This window comes from Pseudomonas sp. WS 5021, assembly GCF_012985535.1.
GTDB lineage: Bacteria > Pseudomonadota > Gammaproteobacteria > Pseudomonadales > Pseudomonadaceae > Aquipseudomonas.
This window is the reverse complement of record NZ_JAAQWP010000005.1, coordinates 535,946-556,500: the sequence shown is the minus strand read 5'-3', so window position 1 is coordinate 556,500 and position 20,555 is coordinate 535,946. Positions and strand designations below refer to the sequence as shown.

Here is a 20,555-nt window from a genome sequence, read left to right as displayed (position 1 = left end):
CGCTTTTGCCCCACCACTCGGTGCCTCGCCTAGGCTCGGCATGCCCGCAGTCAGGCATTGCTCCGTGGGCCCGCCGCGATCGGCCATCCATGGCCGTGTCGCGGCTACCCCGGCATCCATGCCGGGGCGCCCACTGCGCAATACCTGCCTGCGGCCAGCGTAGTTTGACAGGGCACCTAAGATCAAAAGCCAGATCAAAAGCAGAGCAACAGCAGAACCAGAGCGCGAAGCTGCATTCCCCTGTAGGAGCTGGCTTGCCTGCGATGACGCCCGAAAGAACACATCAGAGTATCTGGTATTCATTCGTCATCGTTAACGACCATCGCAGGCAAGCCAGCTCCTACAGGGGTACGCGCACGCCTTGACGATCAGGTCGGCTGTCAGGCCGCCTCGCTTTGCTTGTGATTTTGATCTTAGGCGCCCCGTTAAACCACGCTGGCCGTCATCCGATATTGATTTGGGGGGCAAGAGCCCTTTTGGTTACTTTTGGCTGGGCCGGCACTCCGGGCTCTTTTCCAAAAGTGATCCGCCGTAAGGGCTGAACCAATAGCCGCCGTGACCGCAGCAACGGATATGTACACAAACCCAGAAAAGAGTGGTCTAAATACTCATGCCGCGATGGCGGTATATCAGGTCAGGAATACTTGCCTGACACACCGCTATCGCGGGCAAGCCCGCTCCCACACAAGCCCACACAAGCCTGCTCCCACATTTGCCTGGGGATCAGCCGCGTTCGCGCGGAATCAGGCTCTGCAACTGCAAGGCCAGGAAGTTGGCATCGAAGGCAAAGGTGTCCGGGTCTTTCAGGCCATTGGTTTTCTTCCACAACCAATCATTGGACCCCGGCAGCAGCACGAGGGATATGCTGCCGTAACGGGCCGCGGTCAGCCCCATGACCGACAACGAAATCAACCCACCCGCCCCCATCACATCCGGCACAAATTCCACCGGTTTGCCCGCGATATGAATGGTCAGTTTCTCGGTCTTGAAGGTCGAAGTCTCCACCGGCACGCTTGGGCCAGACGCCACATAAGCCTCACGCTGCACCTCCAGCAAACCATCACTCTTGACCGGCGCCAACCACTGCTCGATCTCGCCGTACAGCTCAGTGATTTTCTGGGTCCAGCGGGCTGACTGCACCTCGAACTGCTGGCGCTTGTGCGCTTCGCTGTCGGCGTAATGACGAAGCATCTCGCCCAATTGCTGTACATCGTCCATTGCGGTGTTCCTCGGGGGCTGCAAACAACGATCATGGCAGATGCTGCACCGGCGCGTATGACTAACGCTCGCGTGTTGGGTAAGGTGTAGCTTTCGCCCAACAGCTTGAGGAGCTTTGCATGCGCACCATCGGCCTTATCGGCGGCATGAGCTGGGAGTCCAGCGCCGAGTATTACCGGATCATCAACCAGCAGGTACGCGACCGGTTGGGGCCGCTGCGCTCGGCACAAATCCTGCTGTACAGCGTCGACTTCGGCCCGGTGGAACAAGCCCAGCACGCCGGGCGCTGGGATGACGCGGCGCTGATCCTGCAAGACGCCGCACGCCGCCTGCAGGCCGGTGGCGCGGACTGCATCGTGCTGTGTACCAACACCATGCATCTGGTGGCGCCGCAGATCGAAGCTGGCGTGTCGGTGCCGTTCCTGCACATTGCCGATGCGGCGGGCGCGGCAGCGGTCAAGGCCCAGACCCTGACCGTTGGCCTGCTGGGCACGGCGTTTACCATGGAACAGGATTTTCTCAAGGCGCGCCTGGCAGCCCAGGGCTTGCACGTGCTGGTGCCCGACGCAGCAGAACGCCACGCCGTGCACCGGATCATTTATGAAGAGTTGTGCGTCGGAGTGATCAGCGAAGCCTCACGCCAGGTTTACCAGCAGGCCATCGTCAACCTCGCGGCCCGTGGCGCCCAGGCGATTATCCTGGGGTGTACCGAGATCGGCCTGCTGATCAAGCCCGAGCACAGCGAGCTGCCGCTGCTGGACACCACCTTGCTGCATGCGCAGGCTGCGGTGGCGTTTGCCCTGGGCGATCAGGCGGTCTGACGCAGGCGGGCCATGCTCAGGGCATCGACAAATACGCCGTCGCGCACGGCGTAATCGCGCAGCCGGCCTTCAGTCTCGAAACCGAACTTGCGGTACAACGCCTGGGCCGGCTCGTTGTCGACATACACCGTCAGTTCCACCCGGTGCAGGTTCATCCAGTTGTCGGCCACCTCCAGCGCGGCGCCCAGCAACTGGGTGCCCACCCCCTTGCCCTGCCAGGCCACCGCCACCCCCATGCCGATGCTGCCGACATGGCTTTGCCGACTGCGCGCGTACTGCTCCAGGGTGCAACTGCCAAGCACCTCACCCGCCTGCACCGCCACCAGCCTGAGCAGTCGCTCATTGGTATCGGCCAGGCGCTTGCGCCACACCTCCAGCGACTGGAACGGCATCTGCAGCACCTGACGGCACACGGCCGGATCGTTGTAGAGCGCATGCATGCCTTGAAGATGGCTTTCGGCAAAGCGCTGGATCACGATATTGGTGTCATGTGTAGGCATTGTGTTTCATCCTTTGAAAGACAAGTGGCCGATCAGTGTAGGCGGCGATAACAAGCGCTGTCATCCGCCACTGCGCTGCGCGCCCAAGCGCCACACTCGCGCAATGTCCGCCGCCCGCTCACGCAGCAACCGCGGCGCTTCGCTGCAGGCCTGCTCCAGGCTCATCGGCCCGCCAGGCAAGGCAAACGCGGCGTCGACGCCATGGGCATACATCTGCTCGTAGCCCTCGCCCAGCGTGCCGGCGATAACGATCACCGCAACACCGTGCTTCTTGGCCACCCGCGCCACGCCAAACGGGGTTTTACCGCGCAGGGTCTGGGCGTCGAAGCGGCCTTCGCCGGTGATCACCAGGTCGGCGCCGCGCATGGCGTGTTCCAGGCCTACCAGGTCGGCGACCACCTCCACGCCCGCACGAAAGCTAGCGCCGAGGAAGGCCTTGGCGGCAAAGCCCAGGCCACCGGCCGCGCCGCTGCCCGGCTCGTCGCGCACGTCCCGGGGCAAGACTTCGGCGCAGTGGTCGGCGAAGTGTCCGAGGGCCTGGTCCAGCTGCTCGACCTGGTGTGGGTTGGCGCCTTTTTGCGGGCCGAAAATCGCCGAGGCACCGTGGGGGCCGCACAGGGGGTTGTTGACGTCGGCGGCGATATCGAAACGCACCTGGGCCAGGCGCGGGTCCAACTGTTCAAGATTGATCCGTGCCAGGTGCGCCAGGGCCAGGCCGCCACGCGCCAGGCTGTGGCCTTGGGCGTCGAGCAGTTGCACGCCAAGGGCCTGCATGGCACCGGCGCCGCCGTCATTGGTGGCACTGCCGCCAATCGCCAGGATGATCCGCCGGGCCCCGGCATCGAGGGCGGCGCGGATCAGCTCACCGGTGCCAAAGGTGCTGCTGGAACAGGCATCGCGCTGCTCCCGCGGGACCAGTTGCAGGCCGCTGGCTTCGGCCATTTCGATGATTGCCGTGGCACTTTCGGCCAACCAGCCCCAGCGCGCCTCAACGGCGCCGCCCAACGGGCCTTGCACGGTGCAACTGCGCAACTGGCCATGGCAGGCCGCGAGCACCGACTCCACCGTGCCTTCACCGCCGTCCGCCATCGGGCACTGGATCAATTCGGCCTGCGGCCAAACCTCAGCCAGGCCTTCGGCAATGGCCTGGGCCACGCCTTCGGCACTCAGGCTGTCCTTGAACGAGTCGGGGGCGATGATGACTTTCATGGGCTTTCTCCGGTTTTTATGACGCCCATGCTGCCAGTTGGCACCGGCAATGACGCCTGTCCGATGCACAAGCGCGGCTGGGGTTTGTTGTTCATTTCTACAAAAGCGCCTCCTAAGGGGTTTGGGGCAGCAGTTGCACGCCCAGGTACAGCGCGAGCATGCCATCTAAGGTCAACGGGTCGACACCGCTCAATTCGGCGATGCGCTCCATGCGGTAGCGCAGGCTGTTGCGGTGAATGCCCAATGCATCGGCACAGGCCTGGCTTTGCCCGTCGTGCTCACACCAACTGCGCAGCGTCGCCTGCAGTTGGCCGTTGGCGTCCTTGGCCAGGACCTTGCGCAATGGGTTAAGCAGTTCGTCGAGGGCATCGTCATTGCGATGGCGCCAGAGCATCACCGGCAACCGGTAGCGATTGAGGGTCAGCAGGCGCGACTGCGGCAGCACATCGCGGCCATAGGCGAGCAAGTCCGCCACCCGCCGATAACAGCGGCGCAAGCCTGCCAATCCGTCGGCCTGGCCACCGACGGCCACCCGCAGGATGTTCCAGCCCGAGGCCTCGAGTTTTTCCAGCAGGCGCGGGTTGTCCATCGGCACCGCCGCCGGGCGACACCACAGCAACGAAAACTGTGCGCTGCTGACGCACCAGCTGTCCGGATAACGCGAAGCCAGCCAGGCAGCCAGGGCTTCGGCAGTCTGGCCCGGGCCCAGCTCAAACAGATAGGGGGTTCGCGGCAACTGCGGCTTGAGCCCCAGTTGCTGGGCCTCGTCCACCAGGCGCGGCGACTCGCCGCTGTCGGCCAGCAGCAACGCCAGCAGATCATCACAGCGTTGGCGCCGCCACTGCTGCTCCGCCTGCTGATGGCGCTGGCTGACCAGCATCTCGGCAGTCATGCGCACCAGTTCGGCATAAGTGCGCAGCAACTGCGGTTCACCGCTGATGCCCAGCACCCCGATCAGGCGCTGGTCATGCAGCAGCGGCAGGTTGATCCCCGGCGCCACGCCCTTGAGGTGCTTGGCGGTCTGGCTGTCGATTTCCACCACGCGACCGTTGGCCAACACCAATTGCGCGCCTTCATGACGGGTATTGATGCGCTCCGGCTCGCCGCTGCCGAGGATCAGGCCCTGGCTGTCCATGACGTTGACGTTGTAGGGCAAAATGGCCATCGTGCGATTGACGATATCCTGCGCCAGGTCATGATCGAGTTCGAACATGGGGCTAAATTCCTTGAAAGCGCTGCATTAAGCGATTGTTCAAAGGCACAGCGCAATGGATGGATCGCTGTGCGGGGGCACAAAGACACGGCACCGTCCCGTGACCGAGACTCTTGGGGCGATCAACGTTACCCTCGCATCGCGAAAAATCATAATAAAGAGAGAACGCCATGTCACAGAGCGCCGCCGCTACCCTGGCCAACGATGACGACAAAAACGCCGTCTACAAGCGCATCACCCTGCGCCTGATCCCCTTCATTTTCATCTGCTACCTGTTCAACTACCTGGACCGCGTCAACGTCGGCTTTGCCAAGCTGCAGATGCTCGACGCCTTGAAGTTCAGCGAGACCGTGTACGGCCTCGGCGCCGGGATTTTCTTTATCGGCTACGTGCTGTGTGGCGTGCCGAGCAACCTGGCGCTGACCAAGTTCGGTCCCAGGCGCTGGATTGCGCTGATGATGATCACCTGGGGCACCCTGTCTACCTGCCTGCTGTTTGTGACCACACCGACGCACTTCTACACCTTGCGCCTGTTTACCGGTGCCGCTGAAGCGGGCTTCTTCCCGGGCGTGGTGCTGTACCTCTCGCAGTGGTTCCCGACCTTCCGCCGTGGGCGGATCATGGCGCTGTTCATGTCCGCAATCCCGGTGTCGGGCCTGCTCGGCAGCCCGTTCTCCGGCTGGATCCTCAACCACTTCGCGGCGGGCCAGGGCGGTCTCGCGGGCTGGCAGTGGATGTTCCTGCTGCAAGGTGTGCCGACGGTGATCCTCGGTGCCCTCGCCTACTTCCTGCTCAGCGACAGCTTCGCCAACGCCAAGTGGCTGACCGCCCATGAGCGCGCAGTGCTCGAGGCCGACCAGGCCACAGACCTGGCCAACAAGCCCAAGACCACCACTGATTCGCTGCTGGAAGTATTCAAGAACCCGGCGATCTGGGCGTTCGGCCTGATCTACTTCTGCATCCAGAGCGGCGTGTACGCCATCAACTTCTGGCTGCCGTCGATCATCAAGAACATGGGCTTTAGCGATAACCTGGTGATCGGCTGGCTCAGTGCGATCCCCTATTTGCTGGCGGCGGTATTCATGCTGCTGGTGGGCCGCTCTGCCGACCTGCGCAAAGAGCGCCGCTGGCACCTGGTGGTGCCGATGCTGATGGGCGCTGTCGGCCTGATCATCGCGGTGAACTTCGCCACCACCCCGGCCATTGCCATCCTTGGCCTGACCATCGCCACCATGGGCGCCCTCACCGGCCTGCCGATGTTCTGGCCGGTGCCTACCGCCATGCTCAGCGCCGGCGCGGCCGCGGGCGGCCTGGCATTGATCAACTCCATGGGCCAGATGGCGGGCTTTTTAAGCCCGTATGTGGTGGGGTTTGTGAAGGATGCGACCGGCTCCACCGACCTGGCGCTGTACCTGCTGGCGGCGGTGATCGTCGCGGGTAGTGTGCTGGCGCTGCGCATGACCCGTACCCTGAAGGCCTGACACGGCACAAAAAATGTGGAAGCGGGCTTGCCCGCGATAGCGGTGGATCAGTCAGCCTATGTATTGACTGACACGCCGCCATCGCGGGCAAGCCCGCTCCCACATTGGGTTCGGTGTTTACAGCAACCCACCGCCGTCGATATCGATCACGCTGCCAGTGATAAAGCCATTCTCCATGGCCATCAAATAACCCGCCGCCACTTCCTCCGCCTGCCCCACCCGCCCTACCGGCAACGCCCCGCCCACCTTGGCGAACATGCCCTGACGCTGTTCCTCAGGCATCCCCGCGTATGCCGGCGTGTCAATCACCCCAGGGCTGACCACGTTGACCCGCCGTGGCGCCAGTTCCTTGGCCAACTGCTTGCCCAACGCTTCGGTCGCGGCATTGATGCCAACCTGGATAAATTGCCCCGGCACCAGCTTGCGCCCCAACTGCCCCGAGGTCAGGACGATGCTGCCGCGCTCGTCGAGAAAAGGCAGCGCCTGCTGGATTGCGCGCAAGGCGCCCCAGAGCTTCACATTGAAGTTGTCCTGGGCAAGTGGCAGGTCGGTGTCCTGCAGGTGTTTGGCCTGGACCGCAGGGCCCGAGCCTTAAAACAATCGCCGCTAAAAACCCATATAAATTCAGAGCAAGACAATCCATATAATTACTTTGCGCTATCTACAACATAACAAATCAATCTTAAAAACTGTCATTTCTTACAGCTGCAAAACCACCAAAACCCTCCAAAATCACTAACAGTCCTAGCCAAACAAGCCATTGACCAGAACAAATCAAATACCCGACACGATACTAAACCCCAACAAAATTAAAAAGGATATTAAAAATGGAGAAGCTGACAGGTACAATTAAAAGCTTCACTGTTGAAACTAGCTTTAGAGGTTCCGACTATGAGGCCGTCGTAACTCCAGACAACGGAGGCCCGGACATAAAAATAAAAGGAAGCAACCTTAATCCATCACTTAAGCCTGGAGAAAAAGTAACTTACCTCACCACGACCGACCCGAAGGGGAACCGTTACTATACATTAAACAGTTGATAACTTAACGTGAGATTCGAACTGGCGCACAGCATACGGCGTTACATACGTCACTGTAGGCCTGACGCGTTGTTGACGCAGCGTGCGGCGGCAAGTACTAACCCCCGGCCTCAGGTGAGCAGCCCTACCGGCAACGCCCCACCCACCTTGGCGAACATGCCCTGACGCTGTTCCTCAGGCATCCCCGCGTATGCCGGCGTGTCGATCACCCCAGGGCTGACCACGTTGACCCGCCGTGGCGCCAGTTCCTTGGCCAACTGCTTGCCCAACGCTTCGGTCGCGGCATTGATACCAACCTGGATAAATTGCCCCGGAACCAGCTTGCGCCCCAACTGCCCCGAGGTAAGGACGATGCTGCCGCGCTCGTCGAGAAAAGGCAGCGCCTGCTGGATTGCGCGCAAGGCGCCCCAGAGCTTCATATTGAAGTTGTCCTGGGCCAGTGGCAGGTCGGTGTCCTGCAGGTGTTTGGCCTGGACCGCAGGGCCCGAGCCTTAAGACAATCGCCGCTAAAAACCCATATAAATTCAGAGCAAGACAATCCATATAATTACTTTGCACTATCTACAACATAACAAATCAATCTTAAAAACTGTCATTTCTTACAGCTGCAAAACCACCAAAACCCTCCAAAATCACTAACAGTCCTAGCCAAACAAGCCATTGACCAGGACAAATCAAATACCCGACACGACACTAAATTCCAACAAAACTAAAAAGGATATTAAAAATGGAGAAGTTGACAGGTACAATTAAAAGTTTCACTGTTACAGATAGCTTTAGAAGTACCGACTATGTGGCCATCGTAACTCCAGACAGCGGAGGCTCGGACATAACAATACGAGGAAGCAACCTTAACCCATCACTTAAGCCTGGAGAAAAAGTAACTTACCTCACCACGACCGATTCGAAGGGAAACCGTTACTATACATTAAACAGTTAATAACTTAACGTGAGATTCGAACTGGCGCACAGCATACTGCGTTACATACGTCACTGTAGGCCTGACGCGTTGTTGACGCAGCGTGCGGCGGCAAGTGCTAATCCCCGGCGTCAGGTGAGCCGCCCCACGGACGTCTCACCTCCCGGCGCAAGGATCAAGTCACAGCAACCCACCGCCGTCGATATCGATCACGCTGCCAGTGATAAAGCCATTCTCCATGGCCATCAAATAACCCGCCGCCACTTCCTCCGCCTGCCCCACCCGCCCTACCGGCAACGCCCCGCCCACCTTGGCGAACATGCCCTGACGCTGTTCCTCAGGCATCCCCGCGTATGCCGGCGTGTCGATCACCCCAGGGCTGACCACGTTGACCCGCCGTGGCACCAGTTCCTTGGCCAACTGCTTGCCCAACGCTTCGGTCGCGGCATTGATGCCGACCTTGATAAATTGCCCCGGCACCAGCTTGCGCCCCAACTGCCCCGAGGTCAGGACGATGCTGCCGCGCTCGTCGAGAAAAGGCAGCGCCTGCTGGATTGCGCGCAAGGCGCCCCAGAGCTTCACATTGAAGTTGTCCTGGGCCAGTGGCAGGTCGGTGTCCTGCAGGTGTTTGGCCTGGACCGCAGGGCCCGAGGTGAACACCAGGTGGTCAAAACGCCCCACCGCTTCGAACAGACGTTGCAGGGAGGCGCTGTCGGTGACGTCTACCGGCTCGCTGCGCACGCCGTTGTCGACCGTCGACGTAAGGCGTCGCCCGGCCAGTACCACCTGCGCGCCACGGGATGCCGCCTGTTGGGCGACTTCGGCGCCAATGCCGCTGCTACCGCCAATCACCACCACGGTTTTGCCCTTGAGGGGAGATGTCATGGGAACTGCCTCGTGCGGAAAAATGAGCGTTCATCTTCCCAGCTTGGCAATCGCGGAAAAATCCCGGTAAAACGACAGGATCTTTAAGGGATTTTTACAAATGAGCTCAATCCTCGACCTGGAAGTGTTTGTACGCACCGCCGACAGTGGCAGCCTCTCGGCGGCCGCCCGCAGCCTTAGCCTGACCCCGGCCGCCGCCAGCATTGCCCTCAAACGCCTGGAAACCCGCCTGGGCATGCGCCTGCTGGCCCGCTCCACACGCAGCATGCGCCTCACCGAAGAAGGCCGGCGCTACCTGGACAGCGTGCGGGTGGCCCTGGAAGCCCTGGCGGAAGGCGAACAGGCGATCAAGCAACACGGCCAGAGCCTCAGCGGCTTGCTGCAACTGTCCGCGCCCTCGGATTTCGGGCGCAATGTACTGCTCGGTTGGCTGGATCAGTTCAAGCGCGAGCACCCGAATATCCGCCTGCAATTGCTGCTTAACGACAGCAACGCCGACCTGTTCCGCGAAACCGTGGACATCGCCCTGCGCTTTGGCGTGCCAAGGGATTCAAGCCTGGTGGCGCTGCCGGTGGTCGCCGATCACCGCCGTATCGCCTGCGCCAGCCCCGCGTACCTGGCGCGCCACGGCACACCCCAGGTGCCGGCCGATCTGGAGCAGCACAGCACCCTGCGCTACATGCGCCAGGGCCGGCCCAACAGCACCTGGTATTTTCGCCAGGGCACGCTGCTTGAGGAGGTCGAAGTGGGCGGCGATTACCTCAGTGATGACGGGGAAATCGTGCGGCGCTGGGCCCTGGCCGGCCACGGTATTGCCTACAAGGCGAACCTGGACGTGGCCGGCGATATCAAGGCCGGGCGCCTGGTGCCGTTGTTCGGCGAATGGCAAGGCGAACCCACGCCCTTCAACCTGATGTGCCCCCATCGCCTGCAAGTGTCGGAGCGGGTCAAAGTCCTGCATCGCTTCTTGCAGGCGCGCGCTGGCGAATTGCTCGCCGAATCAGCGCAACACAGGGCAAAAACGCTCTAGCGCGGGCCCCTCGGCACTGTTCAAAATCCAACAGCAGTTCAACACAGGTGTGGGTTTTTGGCATAAGAGACCCGCTGATTAAAACCAAATACCCCGCAAAAACCCGCTTTGGCGCTTGGCATGCTTTCTGCTCTATCCCTGCCAGAGATTGACTATACGAATAGAAACTCGCCTCCACTCGTAGCCAATCACAGGGAATGCACAATTGAAGTTGATCTCAAGGCCTCTGCCGCCACTCGCCTCCAGTTCGTTTAAAACCGTCAGCGCCCTAACCTTGATCCTCGCCGCCCAATGGGCCCACGCCGAAGATTCGCGCCTGCAGACCGTAACGGTGCAGGCCAGCAAGGTCACCGCCAGCGAAGAAGCCCAGCTTAAGCTCGACGAGGTGGCCGGCGGCGTCAGCCTGGTCAAGGCCGCTGACGTCGAACGCGGCCGCTCGGCAACACTGGAAGACACCCTCGCCTATCAGCCCGGCGTGTATGCGCAGTCGGCGGGTGGCAACGATGCAATCAAGATTTCCATCCGTGGCTCCGGGGCCAATACCTCGCCGGGGTATTTTCGCGAAGGCACCAAGTTCCTGTTCGACGGCCTGGCCCTGACCGGCTCCGGCGGCACGCCGTATGAGCTGCTGGAAACCCAGGGCCTGGACTACACCGAAGTGCTGCGCGGGGCCAATGCTTTCCAGTACGGCGCGCTGTCGTTGGGTGGCGCGATCAATATGGTGACCAACTCCGGCCTGACTGCGCCGGGCAATCACGTGCGCTTGGAGGCCGGCAGCTTTGGCTGGCGCAAGCAACAACTGAGCACCGGCGGCGTGGTGGACAACGGCGACTACTACGTCAGCCTGAGCAACTCCGAACGCGACGGTTACCAGGACTGGACCTTCACCAAGGCCAAGGGCGTGGTCACCAACTTCGGCTACCGCTTCAACCCCAAGCTGGAAACCCGCCTGTTCGTACGCTACCGCGAGGAATACCACGAAAGCTCCGGCACCCTGACCAAGGCCCAGCTCAAGCACGACTCGTCGCAAACCAACCCGGTGGCCCTGGCCAGCCGCGATGATTCGACCAAGCGTGGTTCGACCTGGGTCGGCAGCAAGACCACCTACACCTTCGACGATGACGCCACCCTGGATTTTGGCCTGGTCTATCACAACTATCCCCAGGTGCTGTACCGCAAAAGCACGGTCAACCCCAACTACTGGGACTGGCGCGACCTGAACCTGTCGCTGACCTATAACCGCAGCGACCAGATCCAGGGGCACACCAGTAACACCTCCCTGAGCCTGACCAGCACCCAGCACCTGCAGGCCGGGGTCAAGACCTACAACGGCAACCCAGCCTCCAGCACCTACGGCGCCTTGCAGAAACAGGCACGCTACACCGGCTCGTTCGACCGCGTGTTTGCCGCCGGCAATGACCTGCAACTGACCGACCGCCTATGGCTGTCCACCGGCCTGTCGTTGAGCCAGATCAAGCGCGATATCGAGGTGCGCTACTCGGACCGCGCCAATACCTCGCCCTACCCGGACCACTACGACTACGACAGCTGGAACGTCGCGCCGCGCCTGGGCCTGCGCTACGAGATCACGCCGGACTTCCAGGTGTTCGGCAACGTCAGCCGCTCCATCGACCCGCCCAGCAGTTGGTCGTCGTCGGGCTCCGGGGTGGCCAGCAACTACGCCAAGACCCTCACCGAGCAGAAGGCCAATACCGTTGAGTTCGGCGTGCGCGGCAAAGCCGGGATTTTCGATGGCAGCCTGGCGGTGTACCGCTCGTGGATCAAGGATGAACTGCTCACCGTCGAAGTGATTCCGGCCACCCGTACCACGGCGGCGGTCAACTCCACGTCCAACGCCAGCCCGACCATCCACCAGGGCATCGAAGCCGGCCTGGATACCGCGCTGTGGCAAAGCGCGCGCGGCGAAACCGTCAGCCTGCGCCAGGCCTACACCCTCAACGACTTCTACTACCGCAACGACGCGCGCTTTGGCTCCAACGAGCTGCCGGGGCTGCCCAAGCACGTGTACCAGGCCGAGCTGCAATACCGCCATCCGGACGGGTTCTACGCCGGGGTCAATGTGCGCTCGGTATCGAGTACCGCCGTGGACTACGCCAACACCCTGTATGCGCCCTCCTACACGATTTTCGGCGCCAAGCTGGGGTATGAAGCCCCGAGCAAGAAATGGCAGGTGTACCTGGACGTGAAAAACCTCACCGACCAGAACTACGTCACCGCCATCCAGCCGATCTATGACGCCCAGGGCAAGGACGTTGCCGCGCTGTATCCGGGGGACGGCTTTGGCGCATTCACCGGCGTGGCGTTCAACTTCTAAGGTGGGAGCCTTGACGATGCCGATCAATCACTGGAGCAGGCACGCCCTGCTCCTGGGGTTGCTGCTGGTGGGCGCCTGCTCGCCGGACGCCCCACCGCCCAGCTCGGTGCAGCGGGTGGACGGCCACCTGGACGCCCAGGGCCTGCTCAGCTATGACCCCAGCGACTACCACGAAACCCGCCAGGGCACGCCGGGCGGCACCTTGCGCGTTTCGGCCGCGCTGGATACCGGCACCTTCGATGTGCACTCCAGCTACCACGGCAACGTGCAATGGCTGGCGCGCATCGTCTACGACTGCCTGTTGTACCAGGACGAAAACGGCAAGCTCTCGCCCTGGCTGGCCAAGTCCTGGGACGTCTCAGAGGATGGCAAGACCTACACCTTCCATTTGCGCGACGACGTGACCTTCAGCGACGGCGAAAAATTCAACGCCCAGGCGCTGCGGGCCAACCTGGAACATATGCGCGACCCGGCCACCAAATCACCGCTGGCGGCGGCGTACATCGCGCCCTACGTCGATGGCCGGATCATCGACGACTACACCTTTGAGGCGCACCTGCGCGAGCCTTACTCGCCGTTTTTGTATGTGCTGGCGCAGTCGTGGCTGAGCATGGTCTCGCCCAAACAGATCCGCGAAGCGCCCAAGAGCATCGCCGAGCACCCCATCGGATCCGGGCCGTTCGTGCTGCAAAGCTATACCCGCGAACAAGGCGCGACCTTTATCAAGCGCGCCGATTACCACTGGGCACCGCCGGTGACCCGGCACATCGGCCCGGCCTACCTGGACCGTATCGAGCTGAGCATCGTCCCCGAGGCCATGACCCGCTACAGCACCCTGCAATCCAAACGCTCGGACTTCACCCTGGATGCACCGGCGCAAAATACCGCGGCGATGCGTGCTTCGCAGAACCTGGTGGTGCGCAACCGGATCCGCATGGCCAGCCCTTACCGCAGCCTCACGTTCAATACCCTGCGCTTTCCATTCGACGATGTACGGGTGCGCAAGGCCATCGCCCAGGCCATCGACCGTGACGGCCTGGCCTGGATTGCCGGGTTCGGTGAGTTCTTGCCCAAAAGCGATTACCTGGCGGTGAACACGCCGTTCTATGACCCGGCCTACCGCGACGTATTGAAATACGACGTCGACGCCGCCAACCGCCAGCTGGACGACGCCGGCTGGACCCAACGCGATGCCGAGGGCTATCGGGTCAAGGACGGCCGGCGCCTGTCGGCGCACTTGCTGGGTTTTGAAAGCCCGCCGTTCCCCAGCAGCGTCGCGGTGGCGGTGCAGGCGGATGCCAAGAAAGTCGGCATGCAGTTCATCATCGAAATGATGCCCCTGGCCCAGCTCACCGACCGCCGCACGGCGGGCAACTACGACGCCATCGGCGGCGGCTATTGGCACACCAACACCCCCGACGGCCTGTACATCCTGTACCACAGCGACTCGCGCGCCTCGCCAAGCAAAAGCGGCAACAACCTCAGCAACCTCAGCGACCCGCGCCTGGACCAGTTGCTCAGCGCCGCCCGCCGCTCCCATGACCCGGTGCAACTGCAAGCCCTGTACAGCGCCGCGCAACAACGCCTGACCGAAGTGGTGCCGGCGGTGCCGGACTTCGAGAGCCAGGTGCTGATTGCCTATCGCACGGCGGTCAAGGGGCTGATTTTCGACACCGTGCACAACACCCCTTTCTTTACCAGCGTCTGGCTGGACCAGGAGGCACCATGAAACGGCTTGCCGCTCGACTACTGGCCGGTGTGGGCGTGCTGTGGGGCGCGGCCACCCTGACCTTCGTCGCCATCCATTTCAGTGCCGGCGACCCGGTGCTGGCGATTCTCGGCGGGCCGGACGCCATCCCCACCCCGCAGCAACTGGCACAGGTCCGTGAGGAATACGGCTTTGACCAACCGTTGTGGGTGCAATACGGGCGCTACGTGGGGCGGATCGCCCACGGTGATTTCGGCGAGTCGTACCGCTTGCGCATTCCCGTCACCGAGGCCATCGGCAAGCAGATTGGCGCGACGCTGCAACTGGCCCTGAGTGCCGCCCTGCTGGCTATCGGCCTGGCGCTGGCCAGCGCCGTGCTTACCGCCAAGCGCAATCCCTGGGTGCGTCGCGTGGCTTCGGCCAGCGAGCTGGTGCTGTCGTCATCGCCGTCATTCGTGCTGGGGATTTTGCTGTTGCTGGTGTTTTCGTTCCAGTGGCCGGTGTTGCCGCCAGCCGGCTCCAACGGCTGGCAAACCCTGATCCTGCCGACCCTGGCCCTGGCCCTGCCGATTGCCGGGATGCTTAGCCAGGTGCTGCGCCAGGAACTGGAAGACATCCTCGAACAACCCTTTATCGCCATGGCCCGTGCCCGCGGCCTGTCGCAGACCGCCGTGCGCCTGCGCCACGCATTGCGCCATGCGCTGGTGCCGCTGGTGACCTTGTCCGGGTTCATCTTCGCCAGCCTGCTGGGGGGTGCGGTGGTCACGGAAATGCTGTTCGCCCGCCAGGGTATCGGGCGAATGATGCTTGATGCAGCCGTGGCCAAGGATGCGCCGGTGGTGCTGGGGATCACCTTGTTGGCGGCACTGGTTTATGTGGTGGTGAACCTGTTGGTGGATGTACTCAACGGGTTGATTGATCCACGGGGTAAACCGCGATGACGGCTGATTCACACAGGCTGCTTTATGTGGGAGCGGGCTTGTGTAGGAGCGGGCTTGCCCGCGATGACGGTGTATCAGTCAACTATTTATCAACTGACCCTCCGCTATCGCGGGCAAGCCCGCTCCTACAGTGGATCACCGACAGCTTCAGATACTGTATTCAAGTAAGGAATCGAACATGAGCGACACCCCACTGCACGAACGCTTCGCCCCGGTTTTCCAGCGTATTGCCCAGGGCGCGGTGCAACGCGAACAAGAACGCACCCTGGCCTTCGACGCCGTCGATTGGCTGAAAACCGCAGGTTTCGGCGCCCTGCGCGTGCCCCGCAGCCAGGGCGGCCTGGGCGCCAGCCTGCCGGAGCTGTTCGCCCTGCTGATTGAGTTGGGCAGCGCCGACTCAAACCTGCCACAAATCGTGCGCGCGCATTTTGGCTTCGTCGAGGGCCGGCTGGTGAGCCAGGACCCCGAGTCCCAGGCGTACTGGTTCCCCAAGGTGGTCGCCGGGCAATTGTGGGGCGCAGCCATGGCCGAGCGCAGTGACACCACCACCAACTCGGTGACGCTCAAACCCACCGCCGAAGGCTGGCAACTGGACGGCCAGAAGTACTACTGCACCGGCACCTTGTATGCCGACTGGATCGCCGTGGCCGCCGCCGACGGGCCCGACTTTATCAGCGTGGTGGTGCCCACCGATGCGCCCGGCGTGACCCGCGTGGATGACTGGGACGGTTTTGGCCAGCGCCTGAGCGGTAGCGGCACCACGCGCTTTGAGCAGGTGGCGGTGCCCGAGCATCAGGTACTGCGGCGCTTCAAGCCCGGCGAGCTGCGCGCCGAATCGTATATCTCGGCGTTTTACCAGCTGTTCCACCTCGCGACCCTGGCCGGGATCGCCCGCGCCGCGTTGCGCGACGCCGTCGATTTTGTCCAGGGCCGCACCCGCGCGTTTGGCATCCCCGGGCAATCCAGCCCGCGCCTGGACCCGCTGGTGCAGCGGGTGATCGGCAAGCTGTCGAGCCTGTCCTATGCCGCCGACAGCCTGGTACAGGCCACCGCGCAGGTGCTGCAAAGCACCCATGAGGCGGTGCTCGACGGCTCCATCAGCGAGGCGCAATACGTCGATGCGGATGTGCGCACCTACCAGGCACAGCAAGTGATCCTGCCGCTGGTGCTGGAGGCCACCAGCCTGCTGTTCGAAGTCGGCGGCGCCTCGGCCACCAGCCAGGTGCGCCGCCTTGACCGGCATTGGCGCAATGCCCGCACCCTGGCCTCGCATAACCCGGCGATCTACCGCGAGCGGGCCCTGGGTGACTTCTACCTCAACGATGTCAGCCCCGCTGCCGCCTGGCGCGCCGCCCAGGAACAGGCCGTGGCCGACCACCCCGAGCATGCCAGCGCCCGCGATGAAGCCAGCGCCGTCTAACCCCAGGAACCTGCATGAAAAAGCACATGAGCATTGGCATGAACATCCTCGGTTTCGGCGCCCACGCGGCGGCCTGGCGCGTCGGCGAAGTGCCGGCCGATGCCTACCTGGATGTGGAGTACTACCGCACTATCGCGCGCATCTCGGAACGTGGCTGCCTGGATGCGATCTTCCTCGCCGACGGCCCGGCCCTGGCGGGCGATGTGGCCACGCAACCGGTAGGCCGCCTGGAACCGACCCTCCTGCTGACCGCCGTGGCCCTGGCCACGCAGCACATCGGGGTGATCGCCACCGCCTCCAGCACCTACAACGACCCCTACAACCTGGCGCGGCGCTTCGCCTCCCTGGACCATATCAGCGGCGGCCGCGCAGCCTGGAACGTGGTGACCAACGCCACTGACGCCGCCGCGCAGAATTTCGGCCTGGCCAACCAGTTGCAACACGGGGAGCGCTACGCCCGCGCCGAAGAATTCATCGACATCGCGTGCAAGCTCTGGGACAGCTGGGAAGACGACGCGATCATCGGCGATGCCGGCAACGGCCGCTACGCACATCCCGACAAGATCCACAGCCAGGACTTTGTCGGCCGGCATTTTTCCATCAAGGGCCCGCTGAACCTGCCCCGCTCGCCCCAGGGCCGGCCGGTGCTGGTGCAGGCGGGCTCATCGGAGGGTGGCAAGGCCCTGGGTTCGCGGTATGCCGATGCGATTTTCACCACCCAGACCAGCCTGGAAGATGGCCAGTACTTCTACCGCGACATGAAGCAGCGCGCGCGCCAATGGGGGCGCAACCCCGAGCACCTGAAAATCATGCCGGGCCTGTCCACGGTGATCGGCAGCAGCGAGGCTGAAGCCCATGCGCGCTTTGATCAACTCAATGCCTACCACGGCGAACATGGCCTGATTCAGCAAGTGGCCGCGCGGATCGGCATCCCCGCCGAGGAACTGCAGTTGGATGCGCCGCTGCCGTGGGCGCGGATCGGTGAAGTGGGCACCTATGAGAAAGGCTCCCAGGGGTTTCTCGAAGCCCAACTCAACCTGGCCCGCCGCGAAGGCCTGACGGTGCGCGAACTGTCGCGGCGCATCCTGGTCGGCCATCGCCTGCTGGTGGGCACCCCGGAACAGGTGGCCGACACCCTCGAACACTGGTTCCTCGCGGGCGCCGCCGATGGCTTCAACATCATGCCGGACATGTTTCCCTCGGGGGTCGAGGTGTTTGTCGATGAAGTGGTGCCGCTGCTGCGCAAGCGCGGGGTGTTCCGCCATGAGTACAGTGGCAGCACGCTGCGTGAGCACTTGGGGTTGCCGTACCCACAGAGTCAGTATGCGAGGGGCCTGGCATGAGCACCTATACCCTGCCCTGGCGCTTGCCCTTGGCGCTGCCGAGCACCTTTCGCCCCGGCCTGTCACTGGCCTGGCTGTTTGTGATTGGCTTGTTGATCGCGGCGCTCGTGCCGCATTGGCTGACCGGCGTCGACCCCCTGGCCGCCGCCGCCCGCAACGCCTACCTGCCACCCAGCGCCAGCCACTGGCTGGGCACCGATGAAAACGGGCGCGATGTGCTCGCCCGCTTGATCCACGGGGTGCGTCCTTCACTGTTGATGGGCCTGGTGTCCACGGCCATCGGCCTGGGCGCCGGGATCATCCTCGGCTTGGCGGCCGGCCTCGGCCCGCGCCTGGTGGATGGCGCGATCATGCGCCTGATCGACGTTTTGCTGGCCTTTCCCGACCTGCTGTTGGCCCTGGTGATCATCACGTTCTGGGGCCAGGGCCTGTGGATCACTCTGATTGCAGTGGGCGTGGCGAGCATCCCGCGCTTTGCGCGGATGGTGCGCGCGCAGACCCTGGTGGTGCGCGATGCACCCTACGTCGAAGCCGCCACCACCCTCGGCCGGCATCGCGCAGCCGTGGTGTTGCGGCATGTGCTACCCAATGCGATCAAGCCGATCCTGATCCTCGCCACCATTGGCATCGGCCACAACATCATCACCGGCGCGGCGCTGAGCTTCCTCGGCTTTGGCGCCTCGCCGCCCGCGCCGGAATGGGGTTCGATGCTCGCCATGGGCCGCAACTACCTGGCCAATGCCTGGTGGCTGGTCGCCTGGCCGAGTGTGGCGATCATCCTGACGGTGGTGTCGATCACCGCCCTTGGCCGGGACTGGCTGGCGCGCAGCGAGGGTAAATCCCGATGAGTACGTTAGTGGAGGTACAAGACCTGCGGGTACAGTTTGGCCACACGCCGATTATCAAGGGCATATCGTTCAGCCTGGCCGCCGGTGAATGCCTGGCGCTGGTGGGCGAGTCCGGCTCGGGCAAGACTGTCACCTCGCGCACCCTCAGCGGCCTGAGCGGCGAAGGCTCACGGGTACAGGCCGCGCGCCTGGCGTTTGCCGGCACCGACCTGCGCCAGTTGGACGACCGCGCCTGGCAAACCCTGCGCGGTGCGCAGATCGGCTTTGTGATGCAGGACGCCCTCGGCTCCCTCGACCCGCTGCGCCCGGTAGGCAAGGAAATTGCCGAACCGCTGCGCCTGCACACGCCACTGGGTCGCGATGAGCGCCAGGCACGGGTCATCGAACTGCTGCGCGCGGTCGGCGTGCCGCAGCCCGAGTTGCGCGCCTTGCAGTACCCCCATCAACTGTCGGGCGGCCTGCGCCAACGGGCGCTGATCGCTTCGGCGATTGCCGCCGGCCCGCGCCTGCTGATTGCCGATGAACCGACCACGGCGCTGGACGCCACGGTGCAGGCCCAGGTCCTGGCGCTGTTGGAGTCCCTGCGTTCCCAGGCCATGGCGATGCTGGTGGTCAGCCACGACCTGGCGGTGGTGTCGCGCCTGGCGGACCGGGTGGCGGTGATGCATCACGGGGTGATTGTCGAGCAAGGCCCGGTGGAGGCGATCCTGCATGACCCGCAGCATCCCTACACCCAGTCGCTACTGCGGGCCGGGCGAGCGGTGCATTTCCAGCGCCCGGCCCTGGCGGCGCCGAAAGTGGCCAGCGCCGAGCGCTTCGACCTGCCGTTGATCGAGGCGCGCAACCTGCAAAAAACCTTTATCGGCCCCGACGGCCAGCCCCATGTTGCAGTGCACAACGCCAGCTTCAGCCTGCGCGCCGGGGAAACCCTGGGAATTGTCGGCGAGTCCGGCAGCGGCAAGACCACCCTCACCCGCATGCTGTTGGGCCTGGAGCGCCCGGACGCCGGCGATGTATGGCTCAACGGCCGGCCCTGGAGCGCCCTGAACGATCAACAACGGCGCCAACTGCGCCAACGCATCCAGGTGGTGTTCCAGGACCCGCAAAGCTCGTTCGACCCGCGCTACACCGTGGCCCGCGTGCTTAACGAGGCGCTGCAAGTCGCCGGTCTGCCCCGCAGGGAATGGCCGGCGCGCACCCTGGAGCTGCTGCAACTGGTGCGCCTGGATGCCAGCGTGCTCGAGCGCCGCCCCCTGGAGCTTTCCGGCGGCCAGCGCCAACGTATCGCCATTGCCCGGGCGCTGGCGCCCAACCCCCAGGTGCTGGTATGCGACGAGCCGGTGTCGGCCCTGGATGTGTCGGTGCAGGCGCAGATCCTCGCGTTGCTGGCCGACCTCAAGTCACGCCTGAAACTGGCCTGCCTGTTCATCTCCCACGACCTGGGGGTGATCAACCAGGTCAGCGAACGGGTGCTGGTGATGAAGGACGGCGAGGTGGTCGAAAGCGGCCCTGTGCGCGATGTGTTTGACCACCCGCAGCATGCCTACACCCGCGCCCTGCTCGATGCCATCCCGCAGATCGACCGGCCCGCCCCGGTGCCCGAGCACCACTTCATTACCTACGCCATAGCCATATAAGGATTGT

Annotated in this window: 16 protein-coding genes and 2 pseudogenes; 11 read left to right on the top strand and 7 right to left on the bottom strand. The window is 63.3% G+C overall.

Annotated elements, in window-relative coordinates; all coding sequences use genetic code 11:
* Positions 1 to 723: 723 nt before the first annotated feature.
* Entirely contained in the window at positions 724 to 1,218 is a 495-nt protein-coding gene (locus tag HBO19_RS19020; protein ID WP_169955882.1) for a hypothetical protein, read from the bottom strand.
* Between the two features lie 119 nt (positions 1,219 to 1,337).
* On the opposite strand from HBO19_RS19020, the gene HBO19_RS19015 reads away from it, so the two are divergent.
* Positions 1,338 to 2,039: an aspartate/glutamate racemase family protein gene (locus tag HBO19_RS19015; protein ID WP_170058079.1), complete on the top strand. Its 702-nt coding sequence runs from the start codon at positions 1,338 to 1,340 to the stop codon at positions 2,037 to 2,039.
* Here HBO19_RS19015 and HBO19_RS19010 read toward each other — a convergent pair.
* From HBO19_RS19010 to HBO19_RS19000, 3 genes are all read right to left on the bottom strand, one after another.
* Positions 2,027 to 2,539, bottom strand: a complete 513-nt coding sequence (locus tag HBO19_RS19010) for a GNAT family N-acetyltransferase (protein ID WP_169955878.1) — start codon at positions 2,537 to 2,539, stop codon at positions 2,027 to 2,029. The genes HBO19_RS19015 and HBO19_RS19010 overlap by 13 nt on opposite strands.
* 60 nt (positions 2,540 to 2,599) lie before the next feature.
* On the bottom strand, positions 2,600 to 3,748 hold the full coding sequence (locus tag HBO19_RS19005; protein ID WP_170058078.1) for a glycerate kinase: 1,149 nt from the start codon (positions 3,746 to 3,748) through the stop codon (positions 2,600 to 2,602).
* 112 nt (positions 3,749 to 3,860) lie between these two features.
* Complete coding sequence (locus HBO19_RS19000; RefSeq protein WP_169955874.1) at positions 3,861 to 4,961, bottom strand: sugar diacid recognition domain-containing protein; 1,101 nt, start codon at positions 4,959 to 4,961, stop codon at positions 3,861 to 3,863.
* Positions 4,962 to 5,131: 170 nt separating this feature from the next.
* On the opposite strand from HBO19_RS19000, the gene HBO19_RS18995 reads away from it, so the two are divergent.
* Positions 5,132 to 6,442 (top strand): MFS transporter, encoded by a 1,311-nt coding sequence (locus HBO19_RS18995; RefSeq protein WP_032860575.1) that lies wholly within the window; start codon positions 5,132 to 5,134, stop codon positions 6,440 to 6,442.
* A gap of 117 nt (positions 6,443 to 6,559) precedes the next feature.
* On the opposite strand, the pseudogene HBO19_RS18990 reads toward HBO19_RS18995, so the two are convergent.
* Positions 6,560 to 7,030, bottom strand: a pseudogene (locus HBO19_RS18990) (SDR family oxidoreductase); the annotation flags it as partial.
* A 239-nt stretch (positions 7,031 to 7,269) separates the two neighbouring features.
* On the opposite strand from HBO19_RS18990, the gene HBO19_RS18985 reads away from it, so the two are divergent.
* Complete coding sequence (locus tag HBO19_RS18985; protein ID WP_170058077.1) at positions 7,270 to 7,482, top strand: hypothetical protein; 213 nt, start codon at positions 7,270 to 7,272, stop codon at positions 7,480 to 7,482.
* Positions 7,483 to 7,598: 116 nt separating this feature from the next.
* On the opposite strand, the pseudogene HBO19_RS18980 reads toward HBO19_RS18985, so the two are convergent.
* A pseudogene (locus tag HBO19_RS18980) lies at positions 7,599 to 7,970 on the bottom strand (SDR family oxidoreductase); the annotation flags it as partial.
* A 611-nt stretch (positions 7,971 to 8,581) separates the two neighbouring features.
* The gene (locus HBO19_RS18975; RefSeq protein WP_170058076.1) at positions 8,582 to 9,286 is read right to left on the bottom strand and encodes an SDR family oxidoreductase; all 705 of its coding nucleotides are present in this window, start codon (positions 9,284 to 9,286) and stop codon (positions 8,582 to 8,584) included.
* A 100-nt stretch (positions 9,287 to 9,386) separates the two neighbouring features.
* On the opposite strand from HBO19_RS18975, the gene HBO19_RS18970 reads away from it, so the two are divergent.
* The 8 genes from HBO19_RS18970 (at position 9,387) to HBO19_RS18935 (ending at position 20,548) form a co-directional block, all read left to right on the top strand.
* Positions 9,387 to 10,316 (top strand): LysR family transcriptional regulator, encoded by a 930-nt coding sequence (locus HBO19_RS18970; RefSeq protein WP_170058075.1) that lies wholly within the window; start codon positions 9,387 to 9,389, stop codon positions 10,314 to 10,316.
* Positions 10,317 to 10,521: 205 nt separating this feature from the next.
* Positions 10,522 to 12,651, top strand: coding sequence for a TonB-dependent receptor (locus tag HBO19_RS18965; protein ID WP_262381006.1), 2,130 nt, complete (start codon positions 10,522 to 10,524; stop codon positions 12,649 to 12,651).
* A gap of 16 nt (positions 12,652 to 12,667) precedes the next feature.
* Positions 12,668 to 14,380 carry an ABC transporter substrate-binding protein gene (locus HBO19_RS18960; RefSeq protein WP_170058074.1) on the top strand — a complete coding sequence of 571 codons (1,713 nt, stop codon included), beginning with the start codon at positions 12,668 to 12,670 and terminating at the stop codon, positions 14,378 to 14,380.
* Positions 14,377 to 15,300 (top strand): ABC transporter permease, encoded by a 924-nt coding sequence (locus HBO19_RS18955; RefSeq protein ID WP_170058073.1) that lies wholly within the window; start codon positions 14,377 to 14,379, stop codon positions 15,298 to 15,300. The genes HBO19_RS18960 and HBO19_RS18955 overlap by 4 nt, the downstream gene beginning before the upstream one ends.
* A 178-nt stretch (positions 15,301 to 15,478) precedes the next feature.
* Positions 15,479 to 16,720: an acyl-CoA dehydrogenase family protein gene (locus HBO19_RS18950; RefSeq protein WP_170058072.1), complete on the top strand. Its 1,242-nt coding sequence runs from the start codon at positions 15,479 to 15,481 to the stop codon at positions 16,718 to 16,720.
* A gap of 14 nt (positions 16,721 to 16,734) precedes the next feature.
* The gene (locus tag HBO19_RS18945; RefSeq protein ID WP_170041522.1) at positions 16,735 to 18,063 is read left to right on the top strand and encodes an LLM class flavin-dependent oxidoreductase; all 1,329 of its coding nucleotides are present in this window, start codon (positions 16,735 to 16,737) and stop codon (positions 18,061 to 18,063) included.
* Positions 18,060 to 18,911 carry an ABC transporter permease gene (locus HBO19_RS18940; RefSeq protein ID WP_170041523.1) on the top strand — a complete coding sequence of 284 codons (852 nt, stop codon included), beginning with the start codon at positions 18,060 to 18,062 and terminating at the stop codon, positions 18,909 to 18,911. The genes HBO19_RS18945 and HBO19_RS18940 overlap by 4 nt, the downstream gene beginning before the upstream one ends.
* Positions 18,908 to 20,548, top strand: a complete 1,641-nt coding sequence (locus HBO19_RS18935) for an ABC transporter ATP-binding protein (RefSeq protein ID WP_170058071.1) — start codon at positions 18,908 to 18,910, stop codon at positions 20,546 to 20,548. Before HBO19_RS18940 ends, HBO19_RS18935 begins: the two co-directional genes overlap by 4 nt.
* The last annotated feature ends 7 nt before the right edge of the window (positions 20,549 to 20,555 follow it).